Source organism: Streptomyces sp. NPDC001816 (genome assembly GCF_042892235.1).
In the GTDB taxonomy this organism is placed as follows: domain Bacteria; phylum Actinomycetota; class Actinomycetes; order Streptomycetales; family Streptomycetaceae; genus Streptomyces.
Map to the genome: position 1 here is coordinate 55,497 of NZ_JBIATY010000017.1, position 23,574 is coordinate 79,070.

The window sequence follows — 23,574 nt, forward strand, 5'->3', positions numbered from 1 at the left end:
TGCGATAGAAGGGCCGACGGCTCCCCGGGCAGCACGCGGGGAGCCGTCGGCCTATCGTGGCTCCGGTCACGTTTCTCGCCACGTTCGGCGTATGCACTGGACGGCATACCGACCGGTCGGCATCATAAGTCGGGTCCAGTTCACCCGTTCGTAGGAGTGATGTATGAGCGCCGACCACCCGCCCGGACTCGATCTCGACCGGCTGCGCGGCCTGCTCGACCGTGAGCGGCCCGGTCTGGTGAACGGCCCGCTGACCGGTCGGCTGATCGAGGGCGGACGGTCGAACCTCACCTACGCGCTCTCCGACGGCACCTCGAAGTGGGTCGTCCGGCGCCCGCCACTCGGCCATGTGCTGGCCACCGCGCACGACATGAAGCGCGAGCACCGGGTGATCAGCGCCCTGCACCCGACGAAGGTGCCGGTCCCCCGCCCGGTGCTGCTGTGCGAGGACGAGGAGGTGCTCGGGGCGCCGTTCTACGTCATGGAGTTCGTCGAGGGCACCCCGTACCGCACCGCGGACCAGCTCGCCCCGCTGGGCGAGGAGCGCACCCGGAACGCGGTGCTGTCACTGGTGGACACGCTGGTCGAACTGCACGCGGTGGACCCCGCCGAGGTGGGCCTGGGCGACTTCGGCCGGCCCGAGGGCTTCCTCGACCGGCAGCTGCGCCGCTGGGGCAAGCAGCTGGACGCCTCCCGCAACCGCGAACTGGCCGGCATCGACGAGCTGCACGCGGCCCTCGGACGCGCCCTGCCCACCTCCCCCGCCCCCGCCGTCGTGCACGGCGACTACCGGCTGGACAACGTCCTGATCGGATCCGACGACAAGATCAAGGCGATCCTCGACTGGGAGATGTCAACGCTGGGCGACCCGCTGACCGACCTGGGCCTGCTGGTGATGTACAGCCAGCCGCTCGGGATGCCCCACTCGCCGGTGTCCACGACCGCCGAGGCCCCGGGGCACCCGTCCCCGCAGGAGCTGATCGAGCGGTACGCGGCACGCTCGGGGCGCGACGTCTCCGCCGTCTCCTGGTACACGGCGTTCGCCTGGTTCAAACTCGCCGTGATCCTGGAGGGCATCCACTACCGGTACACGCTCGGCCAGACGGTCGGGCGCGGCTTCGACCGCATCGGCGAACTCGTGCCCGTCTTCATCGACCACGGACTGACCACTCTTCAGGAAGGCTGACCGGACATGGACTTCGCGTTCGACGCGCGTACGGAGGAGCTGCGCGCCAAGCTGCTCGCCTTCATGGACGAGTACGTCTATCCGGCGGAGGCGGTGGCGGAGGAGCAGCGGGCCGCGCTTGCCTCGCCCTGGGACACCCCGGCCGTGGTCGAGGAGCTGAAGGCGGAGGCGCGCAGGCAGGGCCTGTGGAACCTCTTCCTGCCGGACGCCGAGTACGGCGCCGGGCTGACGAACCTCCAGTACGCGCCGCTCGCCGAGATCACCGGCCGCTCCCCGCACCTCGCGCCCACGGCGACGAACTGCGCTGCGCCCGACACCGGGAACATGGAGGTGCTGGCGCAGTTCGGCAACGAGCAGCAGAAGAAGCAGTGGCTGGAGCCGCTGCTCGCCGGTGAGATCCGCTCGGCGTTCGCGATGACCGAGCCGGACGTGGCCTCCTCCGACGCCACGAACATCACCACGCTCATAGAGCGAGCCTCCGATGGCACAGACGAGTACGTCATCACCGGCCGCAAGTGGTACATCTCCGGGGCGATGAACCCCGACTGCAAGATCTTCATCGTCATGGGCAAGACGGACCCGGACGGGGCGGACATCCGGCACCAGCAGTCGATGGTCCTGGTCCCGCGCGACACCCCGGGCGTGACCGTCAAGCGCGCCATGCAGGTCTTCGGTTACGAGGACCACTCCCATGGCGGCCACGCCGAGGTGATCTTCGACCAGGCGCGCGTGCCGGTGTCGAACCTCATCGGCGAGGAGGGCGGCGGCTTCGCCATCGCCCAGGCCCGGCTCGGCCCCGGCCGGATCCACCACTGCATGCGGCTGATCGGCATGGCCGAGCGCGCGATCGAGCTGATGTGCAGGCGGGCCGTCTCGCGCACCGCCTTCGGCAAGACGCTGGCCCAGCAGGGTGTCGTCCAGAACTGGATCGCCGACGCCCGGGTCGCCGTCGAGCAGCTGCGGCTGCTGGTGCTGAAGACGGCCTGGCTGATGGACACCGTCGGCAACAAGGGCGCCCACACGGAGATCCAGGCCATCAAGATCGCCACCCCGCGCACGGTGGTCGGCATCCTGGACCGGGCGATCCAGCTGTACGGCGCGGGCGGTGTGAGCCAGGACTTCCCGCTGGCCGAGCTGTACGCGAGTGCCCGCACCCTGATGCTGGCCGACGGCCCGGACGAGGTGCACCAGCGGTCGCTGGCGCGACGGGAACTGAAGAAGTACCTCTAGGGAAGCGTGTGTAAGGGGCGGCCGCCATGGGCGACCGCCCCTTACAGGTACGTCTGCGCAGGTACGTCTGCGCAGGTACGTCTGTGCAGGTACGCCCACGAGGCTACGGACGCAGCGCCCGCAGCAGCAGGTCGGCCAGGTGGTCGGCGACCTCCTGGGGGGTGAGGGGGCCGTCGGGGCGGTACCAGGTCGACAGGTGGTGGACCGAGCCGAAGTGGTAGTCCACGACCAGGTCGGCGGGGGTCGCCGTGGAGAAGACGCCCTCGCGCTGGCCCTCCTCGATGAGCGCGCGGAACTGCTCGTGGTAGCGCCGGCGCTCGGCGCGCACCTGCTTGTTCTTCTCCGGGCTCAGATGGTGCATGGAGCGGAAGAAGATCGACGCGTCGTCGAGGTTCTCGATCGTCGTGACGACGACGTCCGCGGCCGCGCCCCTGAGCCGCTCCTCCACCGGCGCGTCCATGGTGGCGAAGTGGTCCAGCCGCTCCTGCTGGACGCGCAGCACCCGCGCGTACACCTCGTGCAGAAGGTCGTCCTTGGAGCCGAAGTAGTGGTACAGCGCCCCCTTGGTGACGCCGGCCGCCTCCACGATCTCCTGCACCGAGGTGCGGTCGTAGCCCTGCTCGGCGAAGAGGCGGGTGGCGGCGTTCAGCAGCCGCTGCGGAACGGGCGTCCCGTCTCCGTCCGTCGTCCTGGCCACTGCCGCCACCTGCCTTTTCCGTCGTTACTGCTGATTGTCGTGGGCCCGGGAACGCAGTTCCCGACGGAGGATCTTCCCACTCGTCGTCTTCGGCAAGTCGGGCAGGATCTCCACCTGGCGCGGGTACTTGTAGGCAGCCAGTCTCTCCTTGCAGTACACCGCAAGTTCATCCGGGTCCGCGTCGGCACCCGGCCGCAGGCTGATGTAGGCCTTCACGGTCTCGCCGCGGTAGCCGTCGGGGACGCCCACGACGGCGGCCTCGCGCACCGCCGGATGGGTGTAGAGGACGTCCTCGACCTCGCGCGGCCAGACCTTGAAGCCGGACGCGTTGATCATGTCCTTCTTGCGGTCGACGACGTAGAGCCAGCCCTGCGGGTCCATGAAGCCGATGTCGCCGGTGCGCAGCTCCCCGTCCGGGAAGGTCTCGGCGGTGGCCTCGGCGCGCCGCCAGTAGCCGGGGACCACCTGGGGCCCGCGGACGACGATCTCGCCCTGCTCGCCGAAGGGGACCTCCTCGCCCCGCTCGTCCAGGATGCGCACGAAGGTGTCGCCGCCGGGCACGCCCACGGCGAGCGTCCCGGAGGCCGGGTCGACGGGCGACTCCAGGCCGGGCGGGACGGCCGCGGCGGCCCCGCTGCACTCGGTCAGCCCGTAGCCGGTGCGGATGTACTTGCCGCACTGGGCGCGGAACTTCTCCACCAGGGCGGGCGGCACGGGGGCACCGCCCGAGGCGATGCCCACGAAGGAGGTGAAGTGCTCCGCGGTGACGTCCGGGTGGGCGGCCAGCGCCATGTAGGCGGTGGACGGGCCGACGGTGTAGTGCGGACGGTGCTCGGCGAACGCGTCCAGGACGACGCCCGGCTCGAAGCGGTAGGCGAGCACCAGCGTGCCCGCGCTGGTGAGGCAGGACGCGAGTTCGCTGACCATCCCGGTGATGTGGAACAGCGGCGCGAGCGCGAAGTAGACGGGTGCCTCCGGCAGGGCGAGCCCGGTCCGCTGCCGCTCGGCGTTGTGCATGATGTTGCCGTGCGTGTTGGTGGCGCCCTTCGGGGTGCCGCTGGTGCCCGAGGTGTAGCTGATCAGCGCGATGTCGCCGGGGCCCGGGTCGCGGCCCTCGGGCGCCGTGCCACCCTGCCGGGCGACGGCCACGAGGTCGTCGGCGTCCGGGGCCTGGGGCAGCCGCTCGAAGGTGAGTACGCGCGCGTCGTGGCGCGTCTGGAAGTCCAGCTCGCACCCGGTGAGCACGATCCGCACCGGCGAGTCGGCGGCCGTGTCCCGCAGGTACGACTCCCAGGCCCGGTCGGAGCAGATCAGCGCGGCGACCTCGCCGTCCCGCAGCACATGGGCGACCTCGGCCGTCTTGTACATGGGGTTGACGGGCACCACGGTCGCGCCCGCCTTCCAGGCGCCGAGGACGGCCAGGACGAAGTGCGGGGAGTTCTGCAGCAGGACGGCGACCCGGTCGCCGCGCTCCAGACCGCGCCCGGCGAGGTGGGCGGCCACGGAGTCGCTCAGCTCGTCGACCTCGCGGTAGCTCAGCCGGGCGTCGAAGTAGGCGAGGAAGGTCCGGTCGGGGGCGTCGGCCACGGCCGCGCGCAGGGCGTGCACGAGCGAGTCGGCGGGGTCGACCGGCCCGCGCTGGACCTCGTTGAGCAGGGCCAGCCAGGGGCGTGCCGCGTACGGCGAGGCGCTCACCGGGTGGCCTCCCACTTCTGCTGGATGTGGTTCATGCCGGCGAGCCAGCGGTCGGGGGTGGCGGCCCGCGCCCGGTAGTACTCGGCGACCTCGGGGTGCGGCAGGATCAGGAAGCGGTCCTCCGCGATGCCCTGGAACAGCGCCTCGGCGACCGCCTCCGGTTCGATCGCGGTCGGCTGCAGCACCAGGTCGCCCGCGCTGCCGGTGGCGGCCAGCATGTCGGTGCGGACGCCCTGCGGGCAGATGGCGTGGACCTTGACGCCCCGGTGACCGTAGGTGAGCGACAGCCACTCGGCGAAGGCCAGCGCGCCGTGCTTGGTGACGGCGTAGGAGGGGGCGCCGATCATGGTGAGGAGTCCGGCGGCCGACACGGTGGAGACGAACCGTCCGCGCCCGCGCTCCAGCCAGTCCGGCAGCAGCGCGTGGGCCGCCCGGACGTGGGCCATCACGTTGACGTCCCAGGACAGCGCCCAAGCCTTCTCGTCGAAAGATTCACCAGCACCCGCGTCCTCGAAGGCGACGCCGGCGTTGGCGCAGAAGACGTCCACGGCACCGCCGAGCGCGTCACGGGCGTCGCCGACGATCGCGGAGGCGTCGCCCGGCACGGCGATCCCCCCGATCTCCTCAGCCACCGCCTCGGCCTTCCCGGCGTCCAGATCATTGACGACGACCCGGGCACCTTCGGCCGCGAACCTGCGGGCCAACGCGGCCCCGATCCCCCCGCCGGCCCCGGTGACGACCACTCCGGCATCCTGCACGGCTTCCACCATCGGTCTCCTTCGGCACGGTGAGATTCGGCTCGGCGATCGCCAGACTAACCAGTCGGTATGTGTAAAGGAAAGGGTGACTGCAACAACCTAAGGGGCGCGGGGCTGTATCGATTTGCGGCTCCGCCGCGCGGGCGCGAGCAACCACATACGGCCCGCACCTTCCACACATCGGAGGTCACCCTATGCGCCTGTCCAGACGAAGCCTTCTCGCATCGGCCACGATGGCAGCCGTTCCTGTCACACCCCAACAGCGCGAACAACTGCACACCGGCTTCGAAAGACTCGCAGCCGACGGATACGCCCTCCTGGCCGGCCAGAAAGTCGGCGTCGTCACCAACCCCACGGGCATCACGAGAGACGCCAGCCACATCGTCGACGTCATGCACGCCGACCCCCGCTGCGAACTCACCGCGGTCTTCGGCCCCGAGCACGGCTTCCGCGGCACCGCGCAGGCCGGCGGCTCCGAGGGCCGCTACGACGACCCGGCGACCGGCCTGCCGGTCTACGACACGTACCTGAAGAGCGGCCGCCCGCTGGCGGACATCTTCACCGCCTCCGGCGTCGGCACGATCGTCTTCGACATCCAGGACGTGGGCGCCCGCTTCTACACGTACATCTGGACCCTGTACGACTGCATGGAGGCGGCCCAGCTCGCGGGCAAGAGGTTCGTCGTGCTCGACCGCCCGAACCCGGTCACCGGCCGCTCGGCCCAGGGCCCCGTCCTGCACAAGGAGTTCGCCAGCTTCGTCGGCCGCGGGCCCATCGCGCAGGCGCACGGCATGACGGTCGCCGAGCTGGCCCGGCTGTTCAACGGGGAGTTCCTGAGCACGCCGGTCCCGCTGGAGACCGTCCTGATGACGGGGTGGAAGCGCACGCGGTTCTACGACGCCTCCGGCCTGCCCTGGGTGCCGCCGAGCCCGAACATGCCGACCCCGGACACCGCGCTGGTGTACTCGGGCACCTGCATGTTCGAGGGCACCAACCTCTCCGAGGGGCGCGGCACGACCCGGCCCTTCGAACTCCTCGGTGCCGAGGACGTCGACGGGCGCTGGGCCGCCGCGGTCAACGAACTGGGGCTGCCGGGTGTGCGGTTCCGGGAGGCGTACTTCGCGCCCACGTTCTCCAAGTTCCAGGGCAGGACCGTCGGGGGCGTGCAGATCCATGTACAGGACCGGGCCGCCTACGACCCCGTACGCACCGGGATCGCCCTGCTGGTGACCGCGCGGAAGGTCTGGGACGGCTTCGCCTGGCGGTCGGACAACTGGATCGACAAGCTCACCGGCTCCACCCTGGTGCGGACGATGATCGACGCGGGGGCCCGCACGGACGACGTGGTCGCCGCCTGGCAGGACGAGCTGGCGGCTTTCCGCAGTATTCGAAAGGAATATCTGCTCTACAAGTGACCCGCGTTGTATGGCCAACTCTGCCCCGGCGCAGGACGATACGTCCACATCGCATCGTTCGGGGGACGAGGGAGCCCGGCATGGCGGATCCTGGGATGAGCGTGACTCCCTACTGGGAGCTGACCTTCGATGCGGACGGGGACGTGGACGGCCCCGAACGCGACCGGCTGCTGGCGCAGGTCACGGACCGGAGCGTCCGTGACCTGATCGTCTTCGCGCACGGCTGGAACAACGACCGTTCGGGCGCCACCGCGCTGTACCGGCATTTCTTCGCCCCGATCCCGAAGCTCGCGCCGAAGGCGCGGATCGGGTACGTGGGGGTGATCTGGCCGTCGATGCGGTTCTGCGACGAGCCGATCCCGGACTTCCCGAGCGCCGCGCCCGCTCTCGCGGCGGGCCCGGCGCTGGACCCGGACACCCGGCGCGCACTGCTGACGACCTTCCCGGACCGCGCCGAGCAGCTCGACCGGCTGGCCCGGATGCTGGACGAACAGCCGGACGGGGAACAGGGGTTGGCGGAGTTCGGGCAGCTGGTGCGGCAACTGGTCGGGACGGCCCGGCCGCTCGCCGCGGCGGACACCTCGCAGCAGGGCGAGCCCCTCATGTTCAGCGCGGACACGACGACCGCCTGCGAGGAGTTCGCCGCGGCGCTCACCGGGCCGCACGCCGAGTTCAGCCTGCCGAACCCCTGGGAGGGCGCCAAGGAGCTGCTGCGGCAGGCGACGTACTACACGATGAAACGGCGGGCCGGGACGGTCGGCGAGCACGGACTCGGGCCCTTCGTCGGGCAGTTGGCCCAGGCGGCCCCCGGTGTGCGGGTGCATCTGGTCGGACACAGCTTCGGCGGGCGGCTGGTGGCGTTCGCGCTGCGCGGGCTGCCCGAGGGAGTGCGCGCGGTGAAGTCCGTGACGCTGCTGCAGGGCGCCTTCTCGCACTACGCCTTCGCGGCCCGGCTGCCCCAGGACTCGGGCACCGCGGGCGCGCTCAAGGACCGGCACAAGCGGATCGACGGCCCGCTGGTGTGCTGCTACTCGCACTTCGACGACGCGCTCGGCACCTTCTATCCGCTCGCCTCGCGTCTCGCGGGGGACGACCGCTCGGTCCTGGGCGTCGACGTCGCGGGCGTGCTGGGCCCCGAGTGGGGGGCCATGGGGCACGACGGGGTGCAGGCGGTACCGGGCACCGCGAAGCTGGACCTCGCCGCGGCCCTGAACGGGGCGCTGCCCGGCTCGGGCTGTGTGAACGTCGACGCGGCCGCGGTCGTCCACCGCGGGGGCCCGCCGTCCGGGGCGCACAGCGACATCGTGCACCCGGAGCTGGCGCGGGTGGTGCTGGCGGCGGGCCGTATCCACTGACCCGCCGCCGTTCGGACGTCACCGGTGTGACGTGTACTCCACGACCTGCTGGAAGGTCGGCCGGTTCTGCCAGCTGATCCTGCCGTGCTTGATGCCGCCCAGGGTGCGCTGGACGATCGAGTCGGCGCACCACTGGTCGCCGTCCGAGCACTGGTCGTCGCCCGGGTAGACCTGGGCGGCGGTCAGCCCTGCCGCCTGCTTCAGAGTGCTGATCAGGCTGTCCCGGCAGGCGCTGAGGCTGCCGCCGCCGCAGTACTGCTGGGCGAGCGGGCCCTGCACGGACTCACCGAGGACCGACCGGATGTCCTTGTCGACATAGCTCCACCAGCCGTACTGGAAGGAGCTTCCGGCGTGCGAGCCGGTCGGGCCATGCCCGGCGGACGGGGCCTCGTCCACGGGCAGGTTGTCGGTGAACGCGGTGTACAGGTCGCTGCCCAGGCCGGGCTGGAACTCCGCCTTCACCAGCAGCGGCCACCAGGCGTCCAGGATGCGGATCGCGTCCGCGTTGGCGTACGCCTTCGAACCCGCCGACGTCTCCGTGCGCCTGGCACCCGCGGTCACCCACGCCTGGAGCTTGTTCACCGCGGCGGCGGCCGTGGAGTCGGTCACCGGGGAGGAGTTGATCACCTTGAGCAGCTTGGGCAGCACGTCCTCGGCGCGCAGGTCGGCGAGGGCCGGGTCCGCCATGGCCTGCACCAGCTTCGTACGGGTCACCCCGCCGGCCGCGACCAGCTTCTTCACCCGGTCCTCCAGCAGGTTGCCGCGGTGCACCGACCCGTCGCCCCAGGGCGCGGTCGTGTAGTCCTTGGCCTGCTTGTTGTTCCAGGAGACGTAGTAGTCCTGGTCGACCGAGTTGGGGTGCGCGGAGGCCGGGGTGTAGTCGGCCGTGTTGGTGGCCGGGTCCCAGTTCCGCCACTCGTACGCCGGCTGCGCCCGCACCGGGAACTCGGCGTCGACACCGCTCGCCCGGACCGGGTTGTCACCGCTGTTGTAGTACGCGGTGTGCTGGGAGTCGGCGTAGAACCAGTTGAAGGTGTAGTTGATGTGCTGGGCCGCGCTCTGGAAGTCCTTCGGGCCCTTGACGTAGTCGGGGTCGTTCAGCATCTGGAAGCCGATGATCGAGTCGGCCTCGTGCAGATAGGAGGAGCGCAGGGTGGTGTAGGCGACCTTCTTGCCGCCGACGGTGGCGCGGTACTCGACCGGGCCGTACTTCGTCCGCCACACCCGCATGGTGTACGACCCCGCGGCCGTGCCGTCGGCCACGGTCGGCTTCCAGGCGTTCTTCTGCTCGACCTTGTCCATCGCGGTGCAGGTGCCGTGGTACAGGTAGTGGGAGTCGTCCTGGCACAGCTCGACGGCGTAGGTGTCGATGATGTCCTGGCCCGAGGTGGTCGCGCTCCACGAGTAGTCCTGGCCGCGGCCCAGCTCGACGTACATGCTCAGGCCCGCGAAGGAGGCGCCGCGGGCGCTGATGCCCGGGCCCTGGATCTCCTGGAGCATGAGCAGCTGCGGGGCGAAGTAGCCGGTCTGCGGCCCGAAGACGGCGATGGGGTGGCCGCTCGCGGTGTACTTGCCGCTGACCACGAGGGCGTTGGACATGCCGCGCCTGGCGGAGCCGAGGGTGGTCCTGGCCGCCGTGGTGGAGGCGCCGGTGGCGCTCGCGGTGGCGGCGCTGCCCGTGCGGTCGTAGACGAGCGGCTCCTGGGTGACCGAGCCGGGGTCGGGCAAGGCCTCGCCCTGGGGGTCGTCGGGCTTGGACGCGTAGGGGAAGCTCTCGCCGTCGTGGACGGTCAGGACGGCCTCGGCGTCGTTGCGCTCGCGGAAGGACTCCCAGACCTTGGTGCCCTCCGCCACGCCGTACTTGGACTGGGCGGCGATCAGGGAGAGCGCGTTGTTGACCTCGCCGCCCCCGCCGGAGCCGAACAGCGAGCCGACGACGGAGCCGAGCGCCACCAGGTCGGTGATCTTGAAGTGGTCTATGGTGCCGGCGTTGGTGATGGAGTCCTTGTGGCCGGTCAGGACGTACTCGCCGGGGAAGTAACGGCCGCTGTCGGAGGCGTCGATGTAGGAGTTGATGCCGGCGAGGTAGGCGTTGGCGTCGGCCAGGGCCTGCTGCCCGCGGGCGCCGTTGTTCGCCACGGCGTTGTCGATCTGCGCCTGCAGGTCGGCCTCGGTGTACGGCGCGTTGCGGTAGAACTGCTGCTCAAGGCCCTGGTTGGCGGCCGCGCCGCCGGCGAAGGTGGTCAGCCGGCCGCGGCCCACGTGCCGGAAGACGTCCATCAGCCACAGCCGGTCCTCGGCGGCCGCGTACCCGGCGCCGAACTCGGTGCCGTACCGGGTGGTGCCTGTGATGTGCGGCACACCGGTCTTCTTGTCGCGGACGATCGTCACGTCGCTGCGCCCGGCCGGCTTCTCGGTGGAGGCGACCTGGTCGGAAGGGACGCCGAAGGAGGCGTCGTTGAAGAAGGTGTTGATCTTCGCGTCGGTGAGCGCCGAGTAGCCGGTCGCCAGGTTGGCGTACGGGCCGAGCTGGTCCTCGGCGTGGGAGGGCTGGGTGCCGAAGGCCTGGTTGAGCAGAATCTGGGCGAGGGTGGCGTTGCCGTTCTCGCCCGGCGGCAGGATGTCCGAACACTGGCCGCCGCAGTAGTCGTTCGAGGTCGTGGCGCTCTCCGCCGCCGCTGCCTGGGTGAGCGGGGAGAGGACTCCCGCGACGAGAACGCATACGGATGCCGTCTTCAGGAACCCGGTGAGCCTGCGGGGAGTTCTCAGTTTGTCGAACAACACGTTGCGTGGGGTGCGCCGTGGCATGGCAGCTCCTCCCGACGGGGGTGGGCCGGACGTTACCGCCGGTATCCCCGGGATTGAAGATGAACATGCGTCAACTTTTGGAGTCACGAAGACCGGTGCGCCCGGCGGTCAACCCGGGGCGCCTTATGGGAGGGCATCGGAAATCGGATGGAGCCGGATCGCGTGTCGATACGTCTACTCGGCGACGTCGCGCGAAAGCCGTACGGCGACGCCGAAGTGACCGAAGTGCGGACGCAGGTGTGACGGAGGTGCAGGGCGATGGCCGGATTCCGAAGTCTGGCGAGACAGGTGCGCGATCCGCGGTGTGATCTGGCACTGCGGCGCTACTCACTGCGTAAGTGCCTGGAGCGGTTCGCTCCTTACGGGCACCGGGCGACCTGGGACCACTTGTGCTCCCGGGCCGGTTTCGGTCCGGAGGACCGCTCCCCCGACCCGGCGCGGCTCGTGGCCGCACTGGAGGAGTTGGAGGAGGCGCGCGAGGTCTGGCTCACCTATGAGGGCGAGTTCGCCGAGCGCCGCAAGAAGGAGAAGCACGATGGGCTCCGGCGGCCGGGCACCGTGGACGACTGGCACCGGCTGACCTGGGGCGGGTTCGGGGTCGCCTGGTGCGACGACCCACGGGTCCACCCCGACGAGCCCTTGGCCGAGGTGCTGCGCCGGCTGATCGCCGCGCTGGAGCGGGAACCGGGCTCGGCCTGCCCGGTGTGTTCCGGTGAGCGCCTCGTGTGGAAGTACGACCTGGACCACGAGCCCTCGTCCGGTCCGGTCTGCACGGACTGCGGGATCCTCGTGCCCCGGCCCGTGCTCACGCCCCAGGCGTCGGCGTGCGCCGGGCGGGGACAGCTGCTGATCTCGGCCTGATCGGCAGGGGGGTGGAACCGGGGGGTGCGCAGGGGGATGCCGCACCCCTTGCCGAGACGCGCCGCCCGGCACTGTCAGTGGCGTCCGGCACCATCGACTCATGATGCAGGTGTGTCTCAACGGCCGCCGCTCGGCCATGGACGGCGCGTGCGTGCCGTTGTCCCCCGAGGACTTGGCACGGTCCGCCGCCGAAGCGGTCGCGGCCGGCGCCACGGAGATCCACGTCCACCCCAAGACACCGTGCGGGCACGACAGCCTGTCCCCAAGGGTCCTCGCCCCGACCCTGGACGCGATACGGGCGCGGGTGCGGGTGCCGGTCGGGGTGACCACCGGCGCCTGGACCGACCCCGACCCGGCCGCCCGCCTCGACCGAGTGCGCAGCTGGTCGGTACTGCCCGACTTCGCCTCGGTCAACTGGCACGAGCCGGGCGCCGAGGAACTCGCCGCGCAACTGCTCTCCCTCGGCGTCGACGTGGAGGCGGGCATCCGGTCCGGCACCGACGCGGCGTCCCGCTTCGCGACCTCACCGCTCGGACCGAGGGCCCTGCGGGTGCTCGCGGAGGTGACCGACCCGGATCCGGCGACGGCTCAGGCGTCGGCGCGCACCCTGCTGGCCGAGCTGGGCGAAGCCCACGGCCGCCCGGTACTGCTGCACGGCGAGGAGGGCGGCACCTGGCCGGTGCTGCGCCTGGCCGGACGGCTGGGCCTGGCCACCCGCATCGGCCTGGAGGACACCCTGGTCCTGCCGGACGGTGAACGGGCCCGGTCCAACGCTCAGTTGGTGGTGGCGGCGCTCTCCCAGTAGGCGTGCGCCCAGCGCTCGTCGTGGGGCAGGGCCAGGAGTTCGCTGCGCACGGCGAGGTCGTACTCGCCCAGGGCGTGCAGGCGGGCGGCACCGGAGCCGGCCAGCCAGGTACGCAGCTCGGCGACGCCCGTCTCCTCGCTGTCGTCGTACCACCAGGAGAAGGGGGAATTGTCGTTGAGCAGGTCGTAGAGCCACTCGTCGGCACAGTCGATGAGGTGTCTGTCGGCGACCGGTCCTCGGGGCCAGCCGTCGAGGAACGGAGTCACGCTCCCCGCGATCGTGGCACAGACGCCGAAGATCTCGTCGATGGGGTAGGGCGGTTCGGCGGTCGCCAGGGCGTCCTGCCACCAGGCGCGCAGGAAGGCATCGATCGCCGCGGCCTGCTCGGCCGGCCAGGAGCGCCAGTCCACCCGGCTCAACCCGTGGCAGCCCATGTCGATATAGCCGAGGGTGCCGTCGGCCATCGCCCGTGCGCCCTGCGGGAGCAGGCGGCGCATCGCGGCCGCGTGGTCGTCGAAGTGGTCGGACACCTCGAAGAGGTACATCTGCACCACGTCGACGGGCATGCGGACGTTCGGCGTGCGCAGATACGCGGTCTCCTCGGGCAGATGACACCGGCCGCAGCCGGTCTCGTCCGGGCTCGTGAAGCCGTTGAAGACCGTGTCGATGTCCGCGAGGGCGGCGTCAAGTGCGGGTGAGGTCATGGGAGTCGGTCCCGTCGTGACTCCGTGCGCGGCGTCGCCGCCGGCCGAAGATCGCGACGTTACCAGCCTCTAATCCGCTCGCTCCACCCCTTTCCCGTGCGGAGAGTGGGTGCCGATGAAACCGAACTGAGGAACCGAGGAGTCCCCAGATGTCGACGCTGCGCGTCACCGCCGAAGTGCTGACCGTCCACGAGCATCCGAACGCCGATGCGCTCGAGTTGGCCCAGGTGGGCCTGTACCGGGCCGTCGTCGCCAAGGGTGCGTACCGCACCGGTGAGGCCGCCGTGTACATCCCCGAGCAGTCCGTGCTCCCGCCGGGCCTGATCGAGGAGCTGGGGCTGACCGGGCGGCTGGCGGGCGGCGACGCCAACCGGGTCAAGGCGGTACGGCTGCGGGGTGAGCTGTCGCAGGGCATCGTGTGCCGGCCGAAGGCGCTGGCGGACGTGGACCTGGCGCGGGCCGCGGCCGAGGGGACCGACTTCGCCGAGCGGCTGGGCATCACCAAGTGGGTGCCGCCGGTCCCGCCCACGATGGACGGGGACGTGGAGTCCGCGCCCGATCTGCTGCCCTGGGTGGACATCGAGAACATCCAGCGGTTTCCGGACATCTTTACAGCGGGCGAGGATGTGGTCCTGACCGAGAAGCTGCACGGCTCGGCCTGCCTGCTGACGTATCTCGCCGACGAGGACCGGGTGCACGTCTCCTCCAAGGGCTTCGGCGCCAAGTCCCTCGCCCTGAAAGAGGATCCGCGCAATCTGTACTGGCGGGCGGTGCGCGGACACGGCGTCGCCGAGGCCGCGGCCCGGCTCGCCGAGCGGCTGGGGGCGCGCCGGATCGGCATCTTCGGCGAGGTGTACGGGGCGGGGGTGCAGGACCTGACGTACGGGGCCGACGGCCGGCGGGAGACGCTGGGGTACGCGGCGTTCGACGTGTCCGCCGAGATCGACGGCACGGTGCGCTGGCTGGACGCGGCCGAACTCCTCGACGGTGAGCTGCCGTTGGTGCCTCGGCTGTTCTCGGGGCCGTACGACATCGAGCGGGTGCTGGAGTTCGCGAGCGGGCGGGAGACGGTGTCCGGGCGGGGGCTGCATCTGCGGGAGGGCGTGGTGATACGGCCCCTCGCGGAGCGCTACAGCGGGGTGACCGGAGGTCGGGCGATCGCGAAGGCGGTCAGCCCGGCGTACCTGACGCGCAAGGGCGGGACCGAGTACGAGTAGGTCTCTGGTTGCCCGGCGCTGGGGCTTCGCTCGAGCAGGGGGACCCCCATCGCCCCAGCGGCACGACTGCCCGCAGCTACGCAGGCATCTCCAGCGGCCGTGCAGCCGACGGGGCTGCAACCCCTAGGGGCGCGGGGCTGTATCGATATGCGGCTCCGCCGCGTGGGCGCGACCAGCCCCCACGCACCCGCACCCGCACCCGCACCCGCACCCGCACCCGGCGACGCTCCGCATCCGCTACGGCGGAGGCCCGCGCTCAGCGGCCCTCCGCCATCAGCCGCGACCCCACCCTCCGCTCGCCGAACACATCGTCCGGGTTGGACAGGACGCACGTGTCCAAGGACAGGCAGCCGCAGCCGATGCAGTCGGTGAGGTGGTCGCGGAGGCGGTTGAGCTGGTTGATGCGTTCGTCCAGCTCGGAGCGCCACGCCTCGGACAGGCGGGTCCAGTCCTCGCGGGTCGGGGTGCGCTCCTCGGGGAGTTGCGCGAGGGCCTCGCGGATCGTGGCCAGCGGGATGCCGACCCGTTGGGCCGCGCGGACGAAGGCGACGCGGCGCAGCGTGTCGCGGGCGTAGCGGCGCTGGTTTCCGGAGGTGCGGCGGCTGGTGATGAGCCCCTTGGACTCGTAGAAGTGCAGGGCGGAGACGGCGGCGCCGCTGCGCGCGGACAGCTGGCCGACGGTCAGCTCGTGGATCTTCTCGGGAATCTGGGGCACTCCTCAGAGACTACCGACAGACACCATCCGACCGGTCGGGCCGGTATCCGTTGACATCACCTCCTCACCCGACCATGCTAAGCAGTTGCTTAGACATGCGAGCGAGAGGCCGGGAACATGGCAGAACCGAGGACCTTCACCTCCCCCGACGAGCTGAAGGGCGCGGTGGGCGAGCAGCTGGGCTACACGGACTGGCTGGAGATCGACCAGAAGCGGATCGACCTGTTCGCGGAGGCGACCGGGGATCACCAGTGGATCCACGTGGACCCGGAGAAGGCCGCGGCGGGACCGTTCAAGACCACCATCGCCCACGGCTACCTGACCCTGTCGCTGCTCCCGCTCTTCGGGCCGCAGCTCATCAAGGTCGAGGGCGTGCGGATGGGCGTCAACTACGGGACGAACAAGGTCCGCTTCCCCTCCCCCGTCCCCGTCGGCTCCCGGCTGCGCGCCACCGGGACGATCACCGGCGTCGAGGACGTCCCGGGCGGCGTCCAGGTGGCCATCGCCTTCACCGTCGAGCGCGAGGGCGGCGACAAGCCGGTCTGCGTCGCGGAGTCGGTGTCCCGGTACTACCTCTGAGTTCCCCCGGGGGGCGCCTTACTTGGCGCCCACCATCCTCAGCACGAGGTCGGCGTACAGCGCGCCGACCTCCTCGGGGGTGCGCGGGCCGTCCAGGGTGAACCAGCGGGCCACGTCGATGCACAGCGACAGCACGGCGAGGGTGGTGCCCTTCACGTCGAGCACATCGAACTCGCCGGAGGCCACACCGTCCTCGATGATCCCCTGCACCTCGGCGTCCACCTGGCGGCGCAGCGCGACGATCTCGGCGCGGGCCTCGGGGCCGAGCGCTTCGAGTTCGTACTGCACGACCCGCGCGGTGGTGCGCCGCCCGGCGTGCCAGCGGACGAAGGAGCCGACGGCGTCGGCGAGCCGCTCCGCGGCCGTGCCCTCGCGCCGGGCCGCCGTCCGCAGGATGTCCAGGGCCTTGTCGTGGCCGATCCGGCTGATCCGGTGGAGCAGCTCTTCCTTGGTCTTGTAGTGGATGTAGAGCGCGGCCGGGCTCATGCCGGCCCGGCCCGCGATGTCGCGGGTCGTCGTCGCGTGGTAGCCGCGCTCGGCGAAGGCCTCCACGGCGGCGACCAGCAGTCGCCGGGCCGCCTCAGGGGTGACCTCTTCCCACGGCTCGACCTCGCCGCCGGCCGTCTCCTGCGCCGTACTCATCGCTCGCTCGCCCCTCTCGGTGACAGGAGCACCACCATACCGCCGAAGGTGAGCGCTCGCTTAGAGTGCCCGCTCAGAGCCTGCCGTTGGTTTTCACAGCTTTTCGAAGGGGTCGTGCTCGGCGAGCAGCTTCTCCAGTCGGGCCTGGTCGACTCGGCTGACGATCTGCCCCGCCTCCTGACGGTCCCGGATCACCTTGGCGAGCGTGAAGGCGGACGTGACGAGGTAGAGAACGGCGATGGCCAGGAAGCCCCGCACCCAGGCGCTGGCGTCCAGACGGGCGATGCCGATGGCGGTGGCCGCCATGGCGACCGCGAAGGAGGCGACGGCCTGGCCGTAGAAGGCAGCCGTGCTCTGCTGTTTGACGGGTGTGTCACTCATAGGAGAAAGGATCGGCGGACGTGGCCTGCGCCACATCCGCCGAAGTACTCAGGAACGTACTCAGAAGGCGGAGACCCCGGTGAGGGCCCGGCCGATGAGCAGCTTCTGGATCTGGGTGGTGCCCTCGTAGAGGGTCATCACGCGGGCGTCGCGCAGGAGTTTGCCGGCCGGGTACTCGTCGATGTAGCCGTAGCCGCCGAAGACCTGAAGGGCGTTGTTGGCGGCACGGACGGCCGCCTCGGAGGCGAACAGCTTGGCCTTGGAGGACTCGACGGCGAACGGCTGCCCGCGGTCGACGAGGTCGGCGACCCGCCAGGTGAGCAGCCGGGCCGCGTCCACGTCGACGGCGATGTCGCTGATCAGCTCCTGCACCAGCTGGTGATGGGCGATGGACCTGCCGAACTGCTCGCGCTCACCGGCGTACCGCACGGCCGCGTCCAGCGCGGCCTGGGCTATGCCGACACAGCCCGCCGCCACCGACATCCGCCCCTTGGCCAGCGCGGACATGGCGACGGAGAAGCCCTTGCCCTCCTCGCCGAGCAGCGCGGAGGCGGGCACCCGGACGTCCTGAAGGACCAGTTCGGCGGTGGCCTGGCCGCGCAGGCCGAGCTTGCCGTGGATGGCACGGCGGGTCAGTCCGGGGGTGTCGGTGGGGACCAGGAAGGCGGAGACGCCCTTGTGTCCGGGGGCGTCGGTGGAGCGGGCGAAGAGCAGGACGACGTCGGCCCAGGTGCCGTTCGTGATGAACATCTTGGTGCCGTTCAGGACGTAGTCGTCGCCGTCGCGCACTGCACGGGTGGTCAGGTTGCCCGCGTCGGAGCCGGTGCCGGGCTCGGTGAGGCCGAAGCAGCCGACGTACTCCCCTGCGGTCAGGCCCGGCAGCCAGTGCCGCTTCTGCTCCTCGCTCCCCCAGGCCGCGATCGACTTGGCGACCAGCCCCAGGGACACCGATACGATCCCGCGGACCGAGGAGTCGCCGCGGCCCAGCTCCTCGGTGACCAGGCAGTACGCGAGGTGGTCGCCGCCCGAACCGCCGTGCTCCTCGCCGATGGTCAGGCCCAGGAAGCCGACCTCGCCGAGCTTCTTCACGATGCCCCGGTCGACCTCCTCGGCGCGGTCCCAGGCGACCACGTGCGGGGCGACCTCGCGCTCCACGAAGTCCCGGGCGAGCTGCCGTACCGCGGTCTGCTCGGCGCTGAGCCCCAGGTTCACCACGAGATCGCCCCACACCAGATGGATCTTGAAAGCCGGACCTTTAAATTAGCACTGCTAGTTTCCTGTCGCAGCCCTACTATGTGCGCCATGGCCCGACCGCGCAAGCCCCTCCTCAGCACCGACCGGATCGTCGAGACGGCACGGGAACTCGTGGACGCGGAGGGCCTGGCGGCCGTCTCCACCCGACGGCTCGCCGCCGAGCTGGGGGTGAGCGGGCCCTCGCTCTACAACCACTTCCGCACCAAGGACGAGATCCTGGAGGCGGTCGCCGACTCGGTGAGCGGTCTGGTGGACCTGTCGATGTTCGAGGACGTCCGGGACTGGCGGACCGCGCTGCACGACTGGGCGGTCTCCTACCGCGCCGCCCTGCGCGACCACCCGAACATCGTCCCGGTCCTCGCCCGCGGGCCCGGCCGCCGCCCCGCCGCGCTGCGACTCGCCGACGCCGTGTACGGCGCGATGGTCGCGGCGGGCTGGCCGCCGGCGCAGGCCACGTCCATCGGCGCGCTGATGCGGTACTTCATCATGGGCTCCGCGCTCGGCTCCTTCGCCGGGGGCTTCGTGGACGACGCGAGCGCGTACGACCCGGCCGACTATCCCCACCTCGGGCAGGCGCACCTCCTCGCCGAACAGCAGGAGAAGATCGACGAGCGGGCCTTCGAGACGGGACTGAGCGCGCTGCTGGACGGCCTGGCGCAGCAGTACGAGCAGGTACGGCAGAGCGTGTGAGCACACTTCGGCCGGCGCCGAAATGTCGGTGCCGCATGCTGAAGCCATGACCACCAAGGACTCCCGGGCCGCCGGCCTCGCCGCACTCGCCTCGCTGGTCGCCGACGAGACCCGGGCCGCATGCCTGCTCGCGCTCCTCGACGGGCGGGCCTGGACCGCCGGGGAACTGGCCCGGCATGCCGGGGTCGCCGCGTCCACACTGAGCGAGCACCTGGGCAAGCTGGTCGGGGGCGGACTGCTGACCGAGGAACGACAGGGCCGCCACCGATACGTCCGGCTGGCCGACGCCCGCGTGGCACAGCTCGTCGAGGACCTCGCGGCGCACGTGCCTGCGGCGGCTCTACGGCACCCTGGCCGCACCCTGCGGGAATCGAGCGCCCGCTCCGCGATGGCTCGCGGCCGTACCTGTTACGACCATCTCGCCGGACGGCTCGGGATCGCGGTCACGGATGCGCTGACTTCGCGCGGGCTGCTTCGGCAGGACAACGGGTTCGCGCTGACGGACGCGGGCGTGGAGTGGTTCGGTACGGCGGGAATCTCCCTCGACCGGTCGACCCGGCGTCCGCTGGCCCGGGCGTGCCTCGACTGGACCGAGCGGCGACCTCATCTCGCGGGGGTGGCGGGGGCGGCACTGTGGCGACACGCGATGGATGCGTGCTGGTGCGTGCGTATCGGCTCCGAGCGGGCCGTGAAGGTGACTCCGTCGGGGGAGCGGGCGCTATTTGAGTTGCTCGGTATCGAGGTGGCGGGGTTGGGTTGAGTTCGGGTACGGGGGTGGGGGGTTGTGTGGTGTGCCGGGTGCGGGTGCGATGTGGCTGGTCGCGCCCACGCGGCGGAGCCGCATATCGATACAGTCCCGCGCCCCTGGGGAGTTGCGGTGCCGTCGGCTCCATAAGCGCTGTAGCCGCGCGCCCGCCATTCCCGCGCAGCTGCGGGCAGTCGTGCCGCTGGGGCGGCACGGGTGGGCGCAGCGGCACCCCGCCCGCGCCGGTGAGCGGACCCACCCCCGCCCGGCCAGCGCACCGGGCAACCGGAAACGCCGTCCGATTCCCGCCAGTTCGCAATCCCTTCGCTGCCTAGCCTCAGGAGCATGATGAACAGCGCCCCACGCCAACAGCTGCTCGCCACCGCCGCAGCCGTAGTCTCTGTCGTGCTCTGGGCCTCCGCCTTCGTGGCGATCCGGACCGCGGGGGACGCCTACTCGCCGGGGGCGCTCGCGCTCGGGCGGCTGGTCGCGGGGGTCGTGGCGCTGGGCGTCATCTGTGTCGTACGGCGGGAGGGGCCGCCGCCCAGGAGTGCGTGGCGGGGTATCGGACTGTCCGGGGTGCTGTGGTTCGGGTTCTACATGGTGGTCCTGAACTGGGGTGAGCAGCAGGTGGACGCGGGCACCGCCGCTCTCGTCGTGAACGTGGGCCCGCTGCTGATAGCCCTGCTCGGTGCCAGGCTGCTCGGCGATCCGATGCCGCCCCGGCTGCTGGCGGGGATGGCCGTGTCGTTCGCCGGTGCCGTGACCGTGGGGCTGTCGATGTCGGCCGGGGGCGGATCCTCGGTGTTCGGGGTGGTGCTGTGTCTGCTCGCGGCGGCGGCCTACGCCGCCGGGGTCGTTGCGCAGAAGCCGGCCCTCGGGCACGCAAGTGCCCTGCAGGTGACGACCTACGGGTGCCTCGTCGGGGCCGTGGTCTGCCTGCCGTTCGCCGGACAGCTGGTGCGGGAGGCGGCCCGTGCGCCGGTCTCGGCCACCCTCGACATGGTGTATCTCGGCGTCTTTCCCACCGCGCTCGCCTTCACCACCTGGGCCTACGCCCTCGCCCGCACCACCGCCAGCCGGATGGGCGCGACGACGTACGCCGTTCCGGCCCTGGTCGTGCTGATGTCGTGGCTGGCGCTCGGCGAGGTGCCGGGGCTGCTCACGCTGGTGGGCGGGGTGCTGTGCCTCGCGGGCGTGGCGGTGTCCCGGTCCCGGGTGCGCGGGCGGACCCGGCGGGTCGCGGCCGGGGAGCCGCGACCCGAGAAGGTCGGCTGAGCGTCAGAACACCACCAGGGACCGGCCGCCCTTGCCCGCCAGCATGTTCTCGAAGGCCGCCGGGATGCCCTCCAGGGCGATCCGTTCGGTGACCAGGGCCGAGAGGTCGAGCCGGCCCTCCCGTACGTGTTCGGCGAGCACCGGCAGGTCGCGGGCCGGGTCGGTGTTGCCGTAGACGCAACCGGACAGGGTGCGGCCCCACTGGAAGATCTCCAGGGCGTTGAAGGTGACCTCCTGGTCCTTGCCGCCGATGCCGACGACCGTCGTACGGCCGCCCCGGCGGGTGGACTCCCAGGCGGCGCGGATGGTGACCGCGCGGCCCACGCACTCCACGGAGACGTCGACGCCCTGCTTGTCGGTGAGGGCGCGGATCTCGCGGGGGGTGGTGTCGGAGGCGAGGACGAAGTCCGTGGCGCCGGCGGCGCGGGCGAGTTCCTCCTTCTCCGGGGAGACGTCGACGGCGATGATGCGGGACGCGCCCGCGATGCGCGCGGACTGGAGGGTGGCCAGGCCCACTCCCCCGACACCGAACACGGCGACCTTCTCGTCCGGCCGGACCTTGGCCGAGTGGTGGACGGCGCCGTAGCCGGTGAGGACGGCGCAGCCGAGGAGGGCCGCGTCGGTGAGCGGGACGCCCTCCGGGAGGGGCAGCACGCAGGAGGAGGCGACGACGGTCTCCTCGGCGAACGCGGCGACGTTCAGGCCGGGGTGGAGGTCGGTGCCGTCCGCAGTGCGGGCGTAGACGTCCGCGGTGCCGTTCAGCGCGTTGGCGCACAGCCAGACCTCGCCGAGCGTGCAGGCGTGGCAGGTGCCGCAGGACGGCGCCCAGTTGAGGACCACGGGGCTGCCGGGCGACACGTGGGTGACGCCCTCGCCCACGGCCACGACCGTTCCGGCGCCCTCGTGGCCGAGGACCACCGGGACCGGTACCCGCAGGGTGCCGTTGGACAGGGACAGGTCGGAGTGGCAGACACCGGCGGCGGCGAGGCGGACGCGGACCTGTCCGGGGCCCGGCTCGGGCAGCTCGATGTCGGTGATCTTCAGCGGGGCGCCGATGGCGGGCAGGACGGCGGCTCGTACGGCCATGGGTCGTGGACTTCCTTAGAACTGGAGGGACTTGGTCTGGAGGTACTCGGCGAGCCCGTGGCTGCCCAGTTCCCGGCCGACGCCGGACTGCTTGTAGCCGCCGAAGGGGGCGAGGGGGTTGAACCGGCCGCCGTTGATGTCGACCTGGCCGGTGTCCATGCGGCGGGCGAAGGCGACGGCCTCGGCCTCGTCTGCGGCCCAGACGGCGCCGGCGAGACCGTAGACGGTGCCGTTGGCGATGCGCAGGGCGTCCTCCTCGTCCTCGTAGCGGAGGATCGTGAGGACCGGGCCGAAGATCTCCTCCTGCGCGATCGTCATCTCCGGTGTGACGTCCGCGAAGACCGTCGGGCTGACGAAGCAGCCCTTCTCGCGCGGGGATTCGGGGCCGCCGGCGACCAGACGGGCGCCCTCGGCAACGCCCTTCTCGATGTAACCGCGCACACGTGCCTGCTGCTTGGCGCTGACGACCGGGCCGATGCGCTCGCCGTACTTGGCGGCGGCCGCGGCGGCCAGTTCGACGGCCTCGTCGTACCGGTCGCGGTGGACCAGCATCCGGGTCCAGGCACTGCACGTCTGGCCGGAGTTGGACATGACGTTGGCGACGCCGACGTTGACGGCCTTGGCGAGGTCGGCGCTCGGCAGGATGACGTTGGCGGACTTGCCGCCCAGCTCCAGCGCCACCTTCTTGACGGCCGCGCCGGCCACCGCGCCGATCTGCCGGCCGACGGCCGTGGAGCCGGTGAAGGAGACCAGGTCGACGCCCGGGTGCTCGGCGAGCGCCTGTCCGGCGACCGGGCCGAGGCCGGTGACGAGGTTGAACACACCGGCCGGGACGCCCGCCTCGTGGACCGCCTCGGCGAAGAGCTGGGCGGTGAGCGGCGTGTACTCGGCGGGCTTGAGGACGAGCGTGCAGCCCGCGGCGAGCGCCGGGGCGACCTTGGCGACGATCTGGTGGAGCGGGTAGTTCCAGGGGGTGATCGCGCCGACGACGCCGATCGGCTCGTGCAGGACGGTGGAGTTGCCGACCTTCTCCTCGAAGGAGTGGGTGGCGGCCAGGTCGGCGTAGGAGCCCGCGACGGCGATCGGCACGCCGGCGTGGACCGCCTGCGCGAACTGCGGCGGGGCGCCCAGTTCGGCGGTGACCGTCTCGGCGATCTCGTCCTTGCGGGCCGCGAGCGCGTCCCGCAGCGCGGCCAGGCGCGCGGCCCGCTCGGCCGGGGGTGTGGCGGCCCAGGCCGGGAGGGCGGCGCGTGCGGCGCGTACGGCGGTGTCCACGTCCAGGGCGCTCCCGGCCGGGACCCGGCCGATGACCTGCTCGTCGGCCGGGTTCACGACCTCGATCACGTCCCGGCCCTCGGCGGGGCGCCAGGCGCCGTCGATGTACAGGCCGTCGTGTGCCTTCATGCTGCTTCCTCCCGGCAGGGCTATGTCGTCCGGCAACAAACTAGCGGCGTTAGTTTTCAGGCGCCATAC

General features: G+C 71.4%; 22 protein-coding genes. 11 read left to right on the forward strand and 11 right to left on the reverse strand.

Annotated elements, in window-relative coordinates:
• Positions 1–163 precede the first annotated feature (163 nt).
• Both ACFYZZ_RS40925 and ACFYZZ_RS40930 read left to right on the forward strand, forming a co-directional pair.
• Entirely contained in the window at positions 164–1,186 is a 1,023-nt protein-coding gene (locus ACFYZZ_RS40925; RefSeq protein ID WP_389187757.1) for a phosphotransferase family protein, read from the forward strand.
• A 6-nt stretch (positions 1,187–1,192) separates the two neighbouring features.
• Positions 1,193–2,416, forward strand: coding sequence for an acyl-CoA dehydrogenase family protein (locus tag ACFYZZ_RS40930; protein ID WP_389187760.1), 1,224 nt, complete (start codon positions 1,193–1,195; stop codon positions 2,414–2,416).
• A gap of 103 nt (positions 2,417–2,519) precedes the next feature.
• Here ACFYZZ_RS40930 and ACFYZZ_RS40935 read toward each other — a convergent pair whose 3' ends face one another.
• Genes ACFYZZ_RS40935 through ACFYZZ_RS40945 form a run of 3 tightly spaced genes read right to left on the reverse strand, consistent with a single transcriptional unit; the run spans position 2,520 to position 5,578 of the window.
• On the reverse strand, positions 2,520–3,113 hold the full coding sequence (locus ACFYZZ_RS40935; RefSeq protein ID WP_389187763.1) for a TetR/AcrR family transcriptional regulator: 594 nt from the start codon (positions 3,111–3,113) through the stop codon (positions 2,520–2,522).
• A 24-nt stretch (positions 3,114–3,137) separates the two neighbouring features.
• Positions 3,138–4,808: a class I adenylate-forming enzyme family protein gene (locus tag ACFYZZ_RS40940; RefSeq protein WP_389187766.1), complete on the reverse strand. Its 1,671-nt coding sequence runs from the start codon at positions 4,806–4,808 to the stop codon at positions 3,138–3,140.
• On the reverse strand, positions 4,805–5,578 hold the full coding sequence (locus ACFYZZ_RS40945) for an SDR family oxidoreductase (RefSeq protein ID WP_389187769.1): 774 nt from the start codon (positions 5,576–5,578) through the stop codon (positions 4,805–4,807). The genes ACFYZZ_RS40940 and ACFYZZ_RS40945 overlap by 4 nt, the downstream gene beginning before the upstream one ends.
• Positions 5,579–5,760: 182 nt before the next feature.
• Between ACFYZZ_RS40945 and ACFYZZ_RS40950 the strand changes: the two genes are divergently transcribed.
• Both ACFYZZ_RS40950 and ACFYZZ_RS40955 read left to right on the forward strand, forming a co-directional pair.
• Positions 5,761–6,981: an exo-beta-N-acetylmuramidase NamZ domain-containing protein gene (locus ACFYZZ_RS40950; RefSeq protein WP_389187772.1), complete on the forward strand. Its 1,221-nt coding sequence runs from the start codon at positions 5,761–5,763 to the stop codon at positions 6,979–6,981.
• 80 nt (positions 6,982–7,061) lie between these two features.
• Entirely contained in the window at positions 7,062–8,336 is a 1,275-nt protein-coding gene (locus ACFYZZ_RS40955; RefSeq protein ID WP_389187775.1) for a serine-threonine protein kinase, read from the forward strand.
• A gap of 18 nt (positions 8,337–8,354) precedes the next feature.
• Here the strand turns inward: ACFYZZ_RS40955 and ACFYZZ_RS40960 are convergent, their stop codons facing one another.
• Positions 8,355–11,144: a penicillin acylase family protein gene (locus ACFYZZ_RS40960; protein ID WP_389187778.1), complete on the reverse strand. Its 2,790-nt coding sequence runs from the start codon at positions 11,142–11,144 to the stop codon at positions 8,355–8,357.
• Between the two features lie 258 nt (positions 11,145–11,402).
• Between ACFYZZ_RS40960 and ACFYZZ_RS40965 the strand changes: the two genes are divergently transcribed.
• The gene (locus ACFYZZ_RS40965) at positions 11,403–12,005 is read left to right on the forward strand and encodes a hypothetical protein (protein WP_389187781.1); all 603 of its coding nucleotides are present in this window, start codon (positions 11,403–11,405) and stop codon (positions 12,003–12,005) included.
• A gap of 100 nt (positions 12,006–12,105) precedes the next feature.
• Positions 12,106–12,810, forward strand: coding sequence for a 3-keto-5-aminohexanoate cleavage protein (locus ACFYZZ_RS40970; protein ID WP_389187784.1), 705 nt, complete (start codon positions 12,106–12,108; stop codon positions 12,808–12,810).
• Here the strand turns inward: ACFYZZ_RS40970 and ACFYZZ_RS40975 are convergent.
• Entirely contained in the window at positions 12,780–13,514 is a 735-nt protein-coding gene (locus ACFYZZ_RS40975) for a hypothetical protein (protein ID WP_389187788.1), read from the reverse strand. The two genes, ACFYZZ_RS40970 and ACFYZZ_RS40975, sit on opposite strands and share 31 nt — an antisense overlap.
• A 149-nt stretch (positions 13,515–13,663) precedes the next feature.
• Here ACFYZZ_RS40975 and ACFYZZ_RS40980 point away from each other — a divergent pair, with 149 nt between their 5' ends.
• Positions 13,664–14,731: an RNA ligase (ATP) gene (locus ACFYZZ_RS40980; RefSeq protein ID WP_389187791.1), complete on the forward strand. Its 1,068-nt coding sequence runs from the start codon at positions 13,664–13,666 to the stop codon at positions 14,729–14,731.
• 256 nt (positions 14,732–14,987) lie between these two features.
• Here ACFYZZ_RS40980 and soxR read toward each other — a convergent pair whose 3' ends face one another.
• Positions 14,988–15,446: a redox-sensitive transcriptional activator SoxR gene (gene soxR / locus ACFYZZ_RS40985; RefSeq protein ID WP_389187794.1), complete on the reverse strand. Its 459-nt coding sequence runs from the start codon at positions 15,444–15,446 to the stop codon at positions 14,988–14,990.
• Between the two features lie 117 nt (positions 15,447–15,563).
• Here soxR and ACFYZZ_RS40990 point away from each other — a divergent pair, with 117 nt between their 5' ends.
• The gene (locus ACFYZZ_RS40990) at positions 15,564–16,025 is read left to right on the forward strand and encodes a MaoC family dehydratase (RefSeq protein ID WP_389187797.1); all 462 of its coding nucleotides are present in this window, start codon (positions 15,564–15,566) and stop codon (positions 16,023–16,025) included.
• Positions 16,026–16,043: 18 nt separating this feature from the next.
• Here ACFYZZ_RS40990 and ACFYZZ_RS40995 read toward each other — a convergent pair whose 3' ends face one another.
• From ACFYZZ_RS40995 to ACFYZZ_RS41005, 3 genes are all read right to left on the reverse strand, one after another.
• Positions 16,044–16,667: a TetR/AcrR family transcriptional regulator gene (locus ACFYZZ_RS40995; RefSeq protein WP_389187800.1), complete on the reverse strand. Its 624-nt coding sequence runs from the start codon at positions 16,665–16,667 to the stop codon at positions 16,044–16,046.
• Between the two features lie 93 nt (positions 16,668–16,760).
• Positions 16,761–17,048 carry a YiaA/YiaB family inner membrane protein gene (locus ACFYZZ_RS41000; protein ID WP_041665905.1) on the reverse strand — a complete coding sequence of 96 codons (288 nt, stop codon included), beginning with the start codon at positions 17,046–17,048 and terminating at the stop codon, positions 16,761–16,763.
• A 60-nt stretch (positions 17,049–17,108) separates the two neighbouring features.
• Positions 17,109–18,260 (reverse strand): acyl-CoA dehydrogenase family protein, encoded by a 1,152-nt coding sequence (locus ACFYZZ_RS41005; RefSeq protein ID WP_389188050.1) that lies wholly within the window; start codon positions 18,258–18,260, stop codon positions 17,109–17,111.
• Between the two features lie 90 nt (positions 18,261–18,350).
• Between ACFYZZ_RS41005 and ACFYZZ_RS41010 the strand changes: the two genes are divergently transcribed.
• From ACFYZZ_RS41010 to ACFYZZ_RS41020, 3 genes are all read left to right on the forward strand, one after another.
• Positions 18,351–18,992 carry a TetR/AcrR family transcriptional regulator gene (locus ACFYZZ_RS41010; RefSeq protein ID WP_389187805.1) on the forward strand — a complete coding sequence of 214 codons (642 nt, stop codon included), beginning with the start codon at positions 18,351–18,353 and terminating at the stop codon, positions 18,990–18,992.
• Between the two features lie 46 nt (positions 18,993–19,038).
• Positions 19,039–19,752 carry an ArsR/SmtB family transcription factor gene (locus tag ACFYZZ_RS41015; RefSeq protein ID WP_389187808.1) on the forward strand — a complete coding sequence of 238 codons (714 nt, stop codon included), beginning with the start codon at positions 19,039–19,041 and terminating at the stop codon, positions 19,750–19,752.
• A 330-nt stretch (positions 19,753–20,082) separates the two neighbouring features.
• Complete coding sequence (locus ACFYZZ_RS41020; RefSeq protein ID WP_389187811.1) at positions 20,083–21,015, forward strand: DMT family transporter; 933 nt, start codon at positions 20,083–20,085, stop codon at positions 21,013–21,015.
• Positions 21,016–21,018: 3 nt separating this feature from the next.
• Here ACFYZZ_RS41020 and ACFYZZ_RS41025 read toward each other — a convergent pair whose 3' ends face one another.
• Both ACFYZZ_RS41025 and ACFYZZ_RS41030 read right to left on the reverse strand, forming a co-directional pair.
• Complete coding sequence (locus ACFYZZ_RS41025; RefSeq protein ID WP_389187814.1) at positions 21,019–22,101, reverse strand: Zn-dependent alcohol dehydrogenase; 1,083 nt, start codon at positions 22,099–22,101, stop codon at positions 21,019–21,021.
• A gap of 15 nt (positions 22,102–22,116) precedes the next feature.
• Entirely contained in the window at positions 22,117–23,505 is a 1,389-nt protein-coding gene (locus tag ACFYZZ_RS41030; protein ID WP_389187817.1) for an aldehyde dehydrogenase family protein, read from the reverse strand.
• Positions 23,506–23,574 lie beyond the last annotated feature (69 nt).

Coding starts and splice junctions, on each gene's coding strand:
- ACFYZZ_RS41015 (WP_389187808.1), top strand. CDS start 19,039: ATGACCACCAAGGACTCCCGGGCCGCCGGCCTCGCCGCACTCGCCTCG.
- ACFYZZ_RS40990 (WP_389187797.1), top strand. CDS start 15,564: ATGGCAGAACCGAGGACCTTCACCTCCCCCGACGAGCTGAAGGGCGCG.
- ACFYZZ_RS40980 (WP_389187791.1), top strand. CDS start 13,664: ATGTCGACGCTGCGCGTCACCGCCGAAGTGCTGACCGTCCACGAGCAT.
- ACFYZZ_RS40960 (WP_389187778.1), bottom strand. CDS start 11,144: ATGCCACGGCGCACCCCACGCAACGTGTTGTTCGACAAACTGAGAACT.
- ACFYZZ_RS41000 (WP_041665905.1), bottom strand. CDS start 17,048: ATGAGTGACACACCCGTCAAACAGCAGAGCACGGCTGCCTTCTACGGC.
- ACFYZZ_RS40945 (WP_389187769.1), bottom strand. CDS start 5,578: ATGGTGGAAGCCGTGCAGGATGCCGGAGTGGTCGTCACCGGGGCCGGC.
- ACFYZZ_RS40950 (WP_389187772.1), top strand. CDS start 5,761: ATGCGCCTGTCCAGACGAAGCCTTCTCGCATCGGCCACGATGGCAGCC.
- ACFYZZ_RS41010 (WP_389187805.1), top strand. CDS start 18,351: ATGGCCCGACCGCGCAAGCCCCTCCTCAGCACCGACCGGATCGTCGAG.
- ACFYZZ_RS41030 (WP_389187817.1), bottom strand. CDS start 23,505: ATGAAGGCACACGACGGCCTGTACATCGACGGCGCCTGGCGCCCCGCC.
- ACFYZZ_RS41020 (WP_389187811.1), top strand. CDS start 20,083: ATGATGAACAGCGCCCCACGCCAACAGCTGCTCGCCACCGCCGCAGCC.
- ACFYZZ_RS40955 (WP_389187775.1), top strand. CDS start 7,062: ATGGCGGATCCTGGGATGAGCGTGACTCCCTACTGGGAGCTGACCTTC.
- ACFYZZ_RS40925 (WP_389187757.1), top strand. CDS start 164: ATGAGCGCCGACCACCCGCCCGGACTCGATCTCGACCGGCTGCGCGGC.
- ACFYZZ_RS40965 (WP_389187781.1), top strand. CDS start 11,403: ATGGCCGGATTCCGAAGTCTGGCGAGACAGGTGCGCGATCCGCGGTGT.
- ACFYZZ_RS40970 (WP_389187784.1), top strand. CDS start 12,106: ATGATGCAGGTGTGTCTCAACGGCCGCCGCTCGGCCATGGACGGCGCG.
- ACFYZZ_RS40930 (WP_389187760.1), top strand. CDS start 1,193: ATGGACTTCGCGTTCGACGCGCGTACGGAGGAGCTGCGCGCCAAGCTG.
- ACFYZZ_RS40995 (WP_389187800.1), bottom strand. CDS start 16,667: ATGAGTACGGCGCAGGAGACGGCCGGCGGCGAGGTCGAGCCGTGGGAA.
- ACFYZZ_RS40975 (WP_389187788.1), bottom strand. CDS start 13,514: ATGACCTCACCCGCACTTGACGCCGCCCTCGCGGACATCGACACGGTC.
- ACFYZZ_RS41025 (WP_389187814.1), bottom strand. CDS start 22,101: ATGGCCGTACGAGCCGCCGTCCTGCCCGCCATCGGCGCCCCGCTGAAG.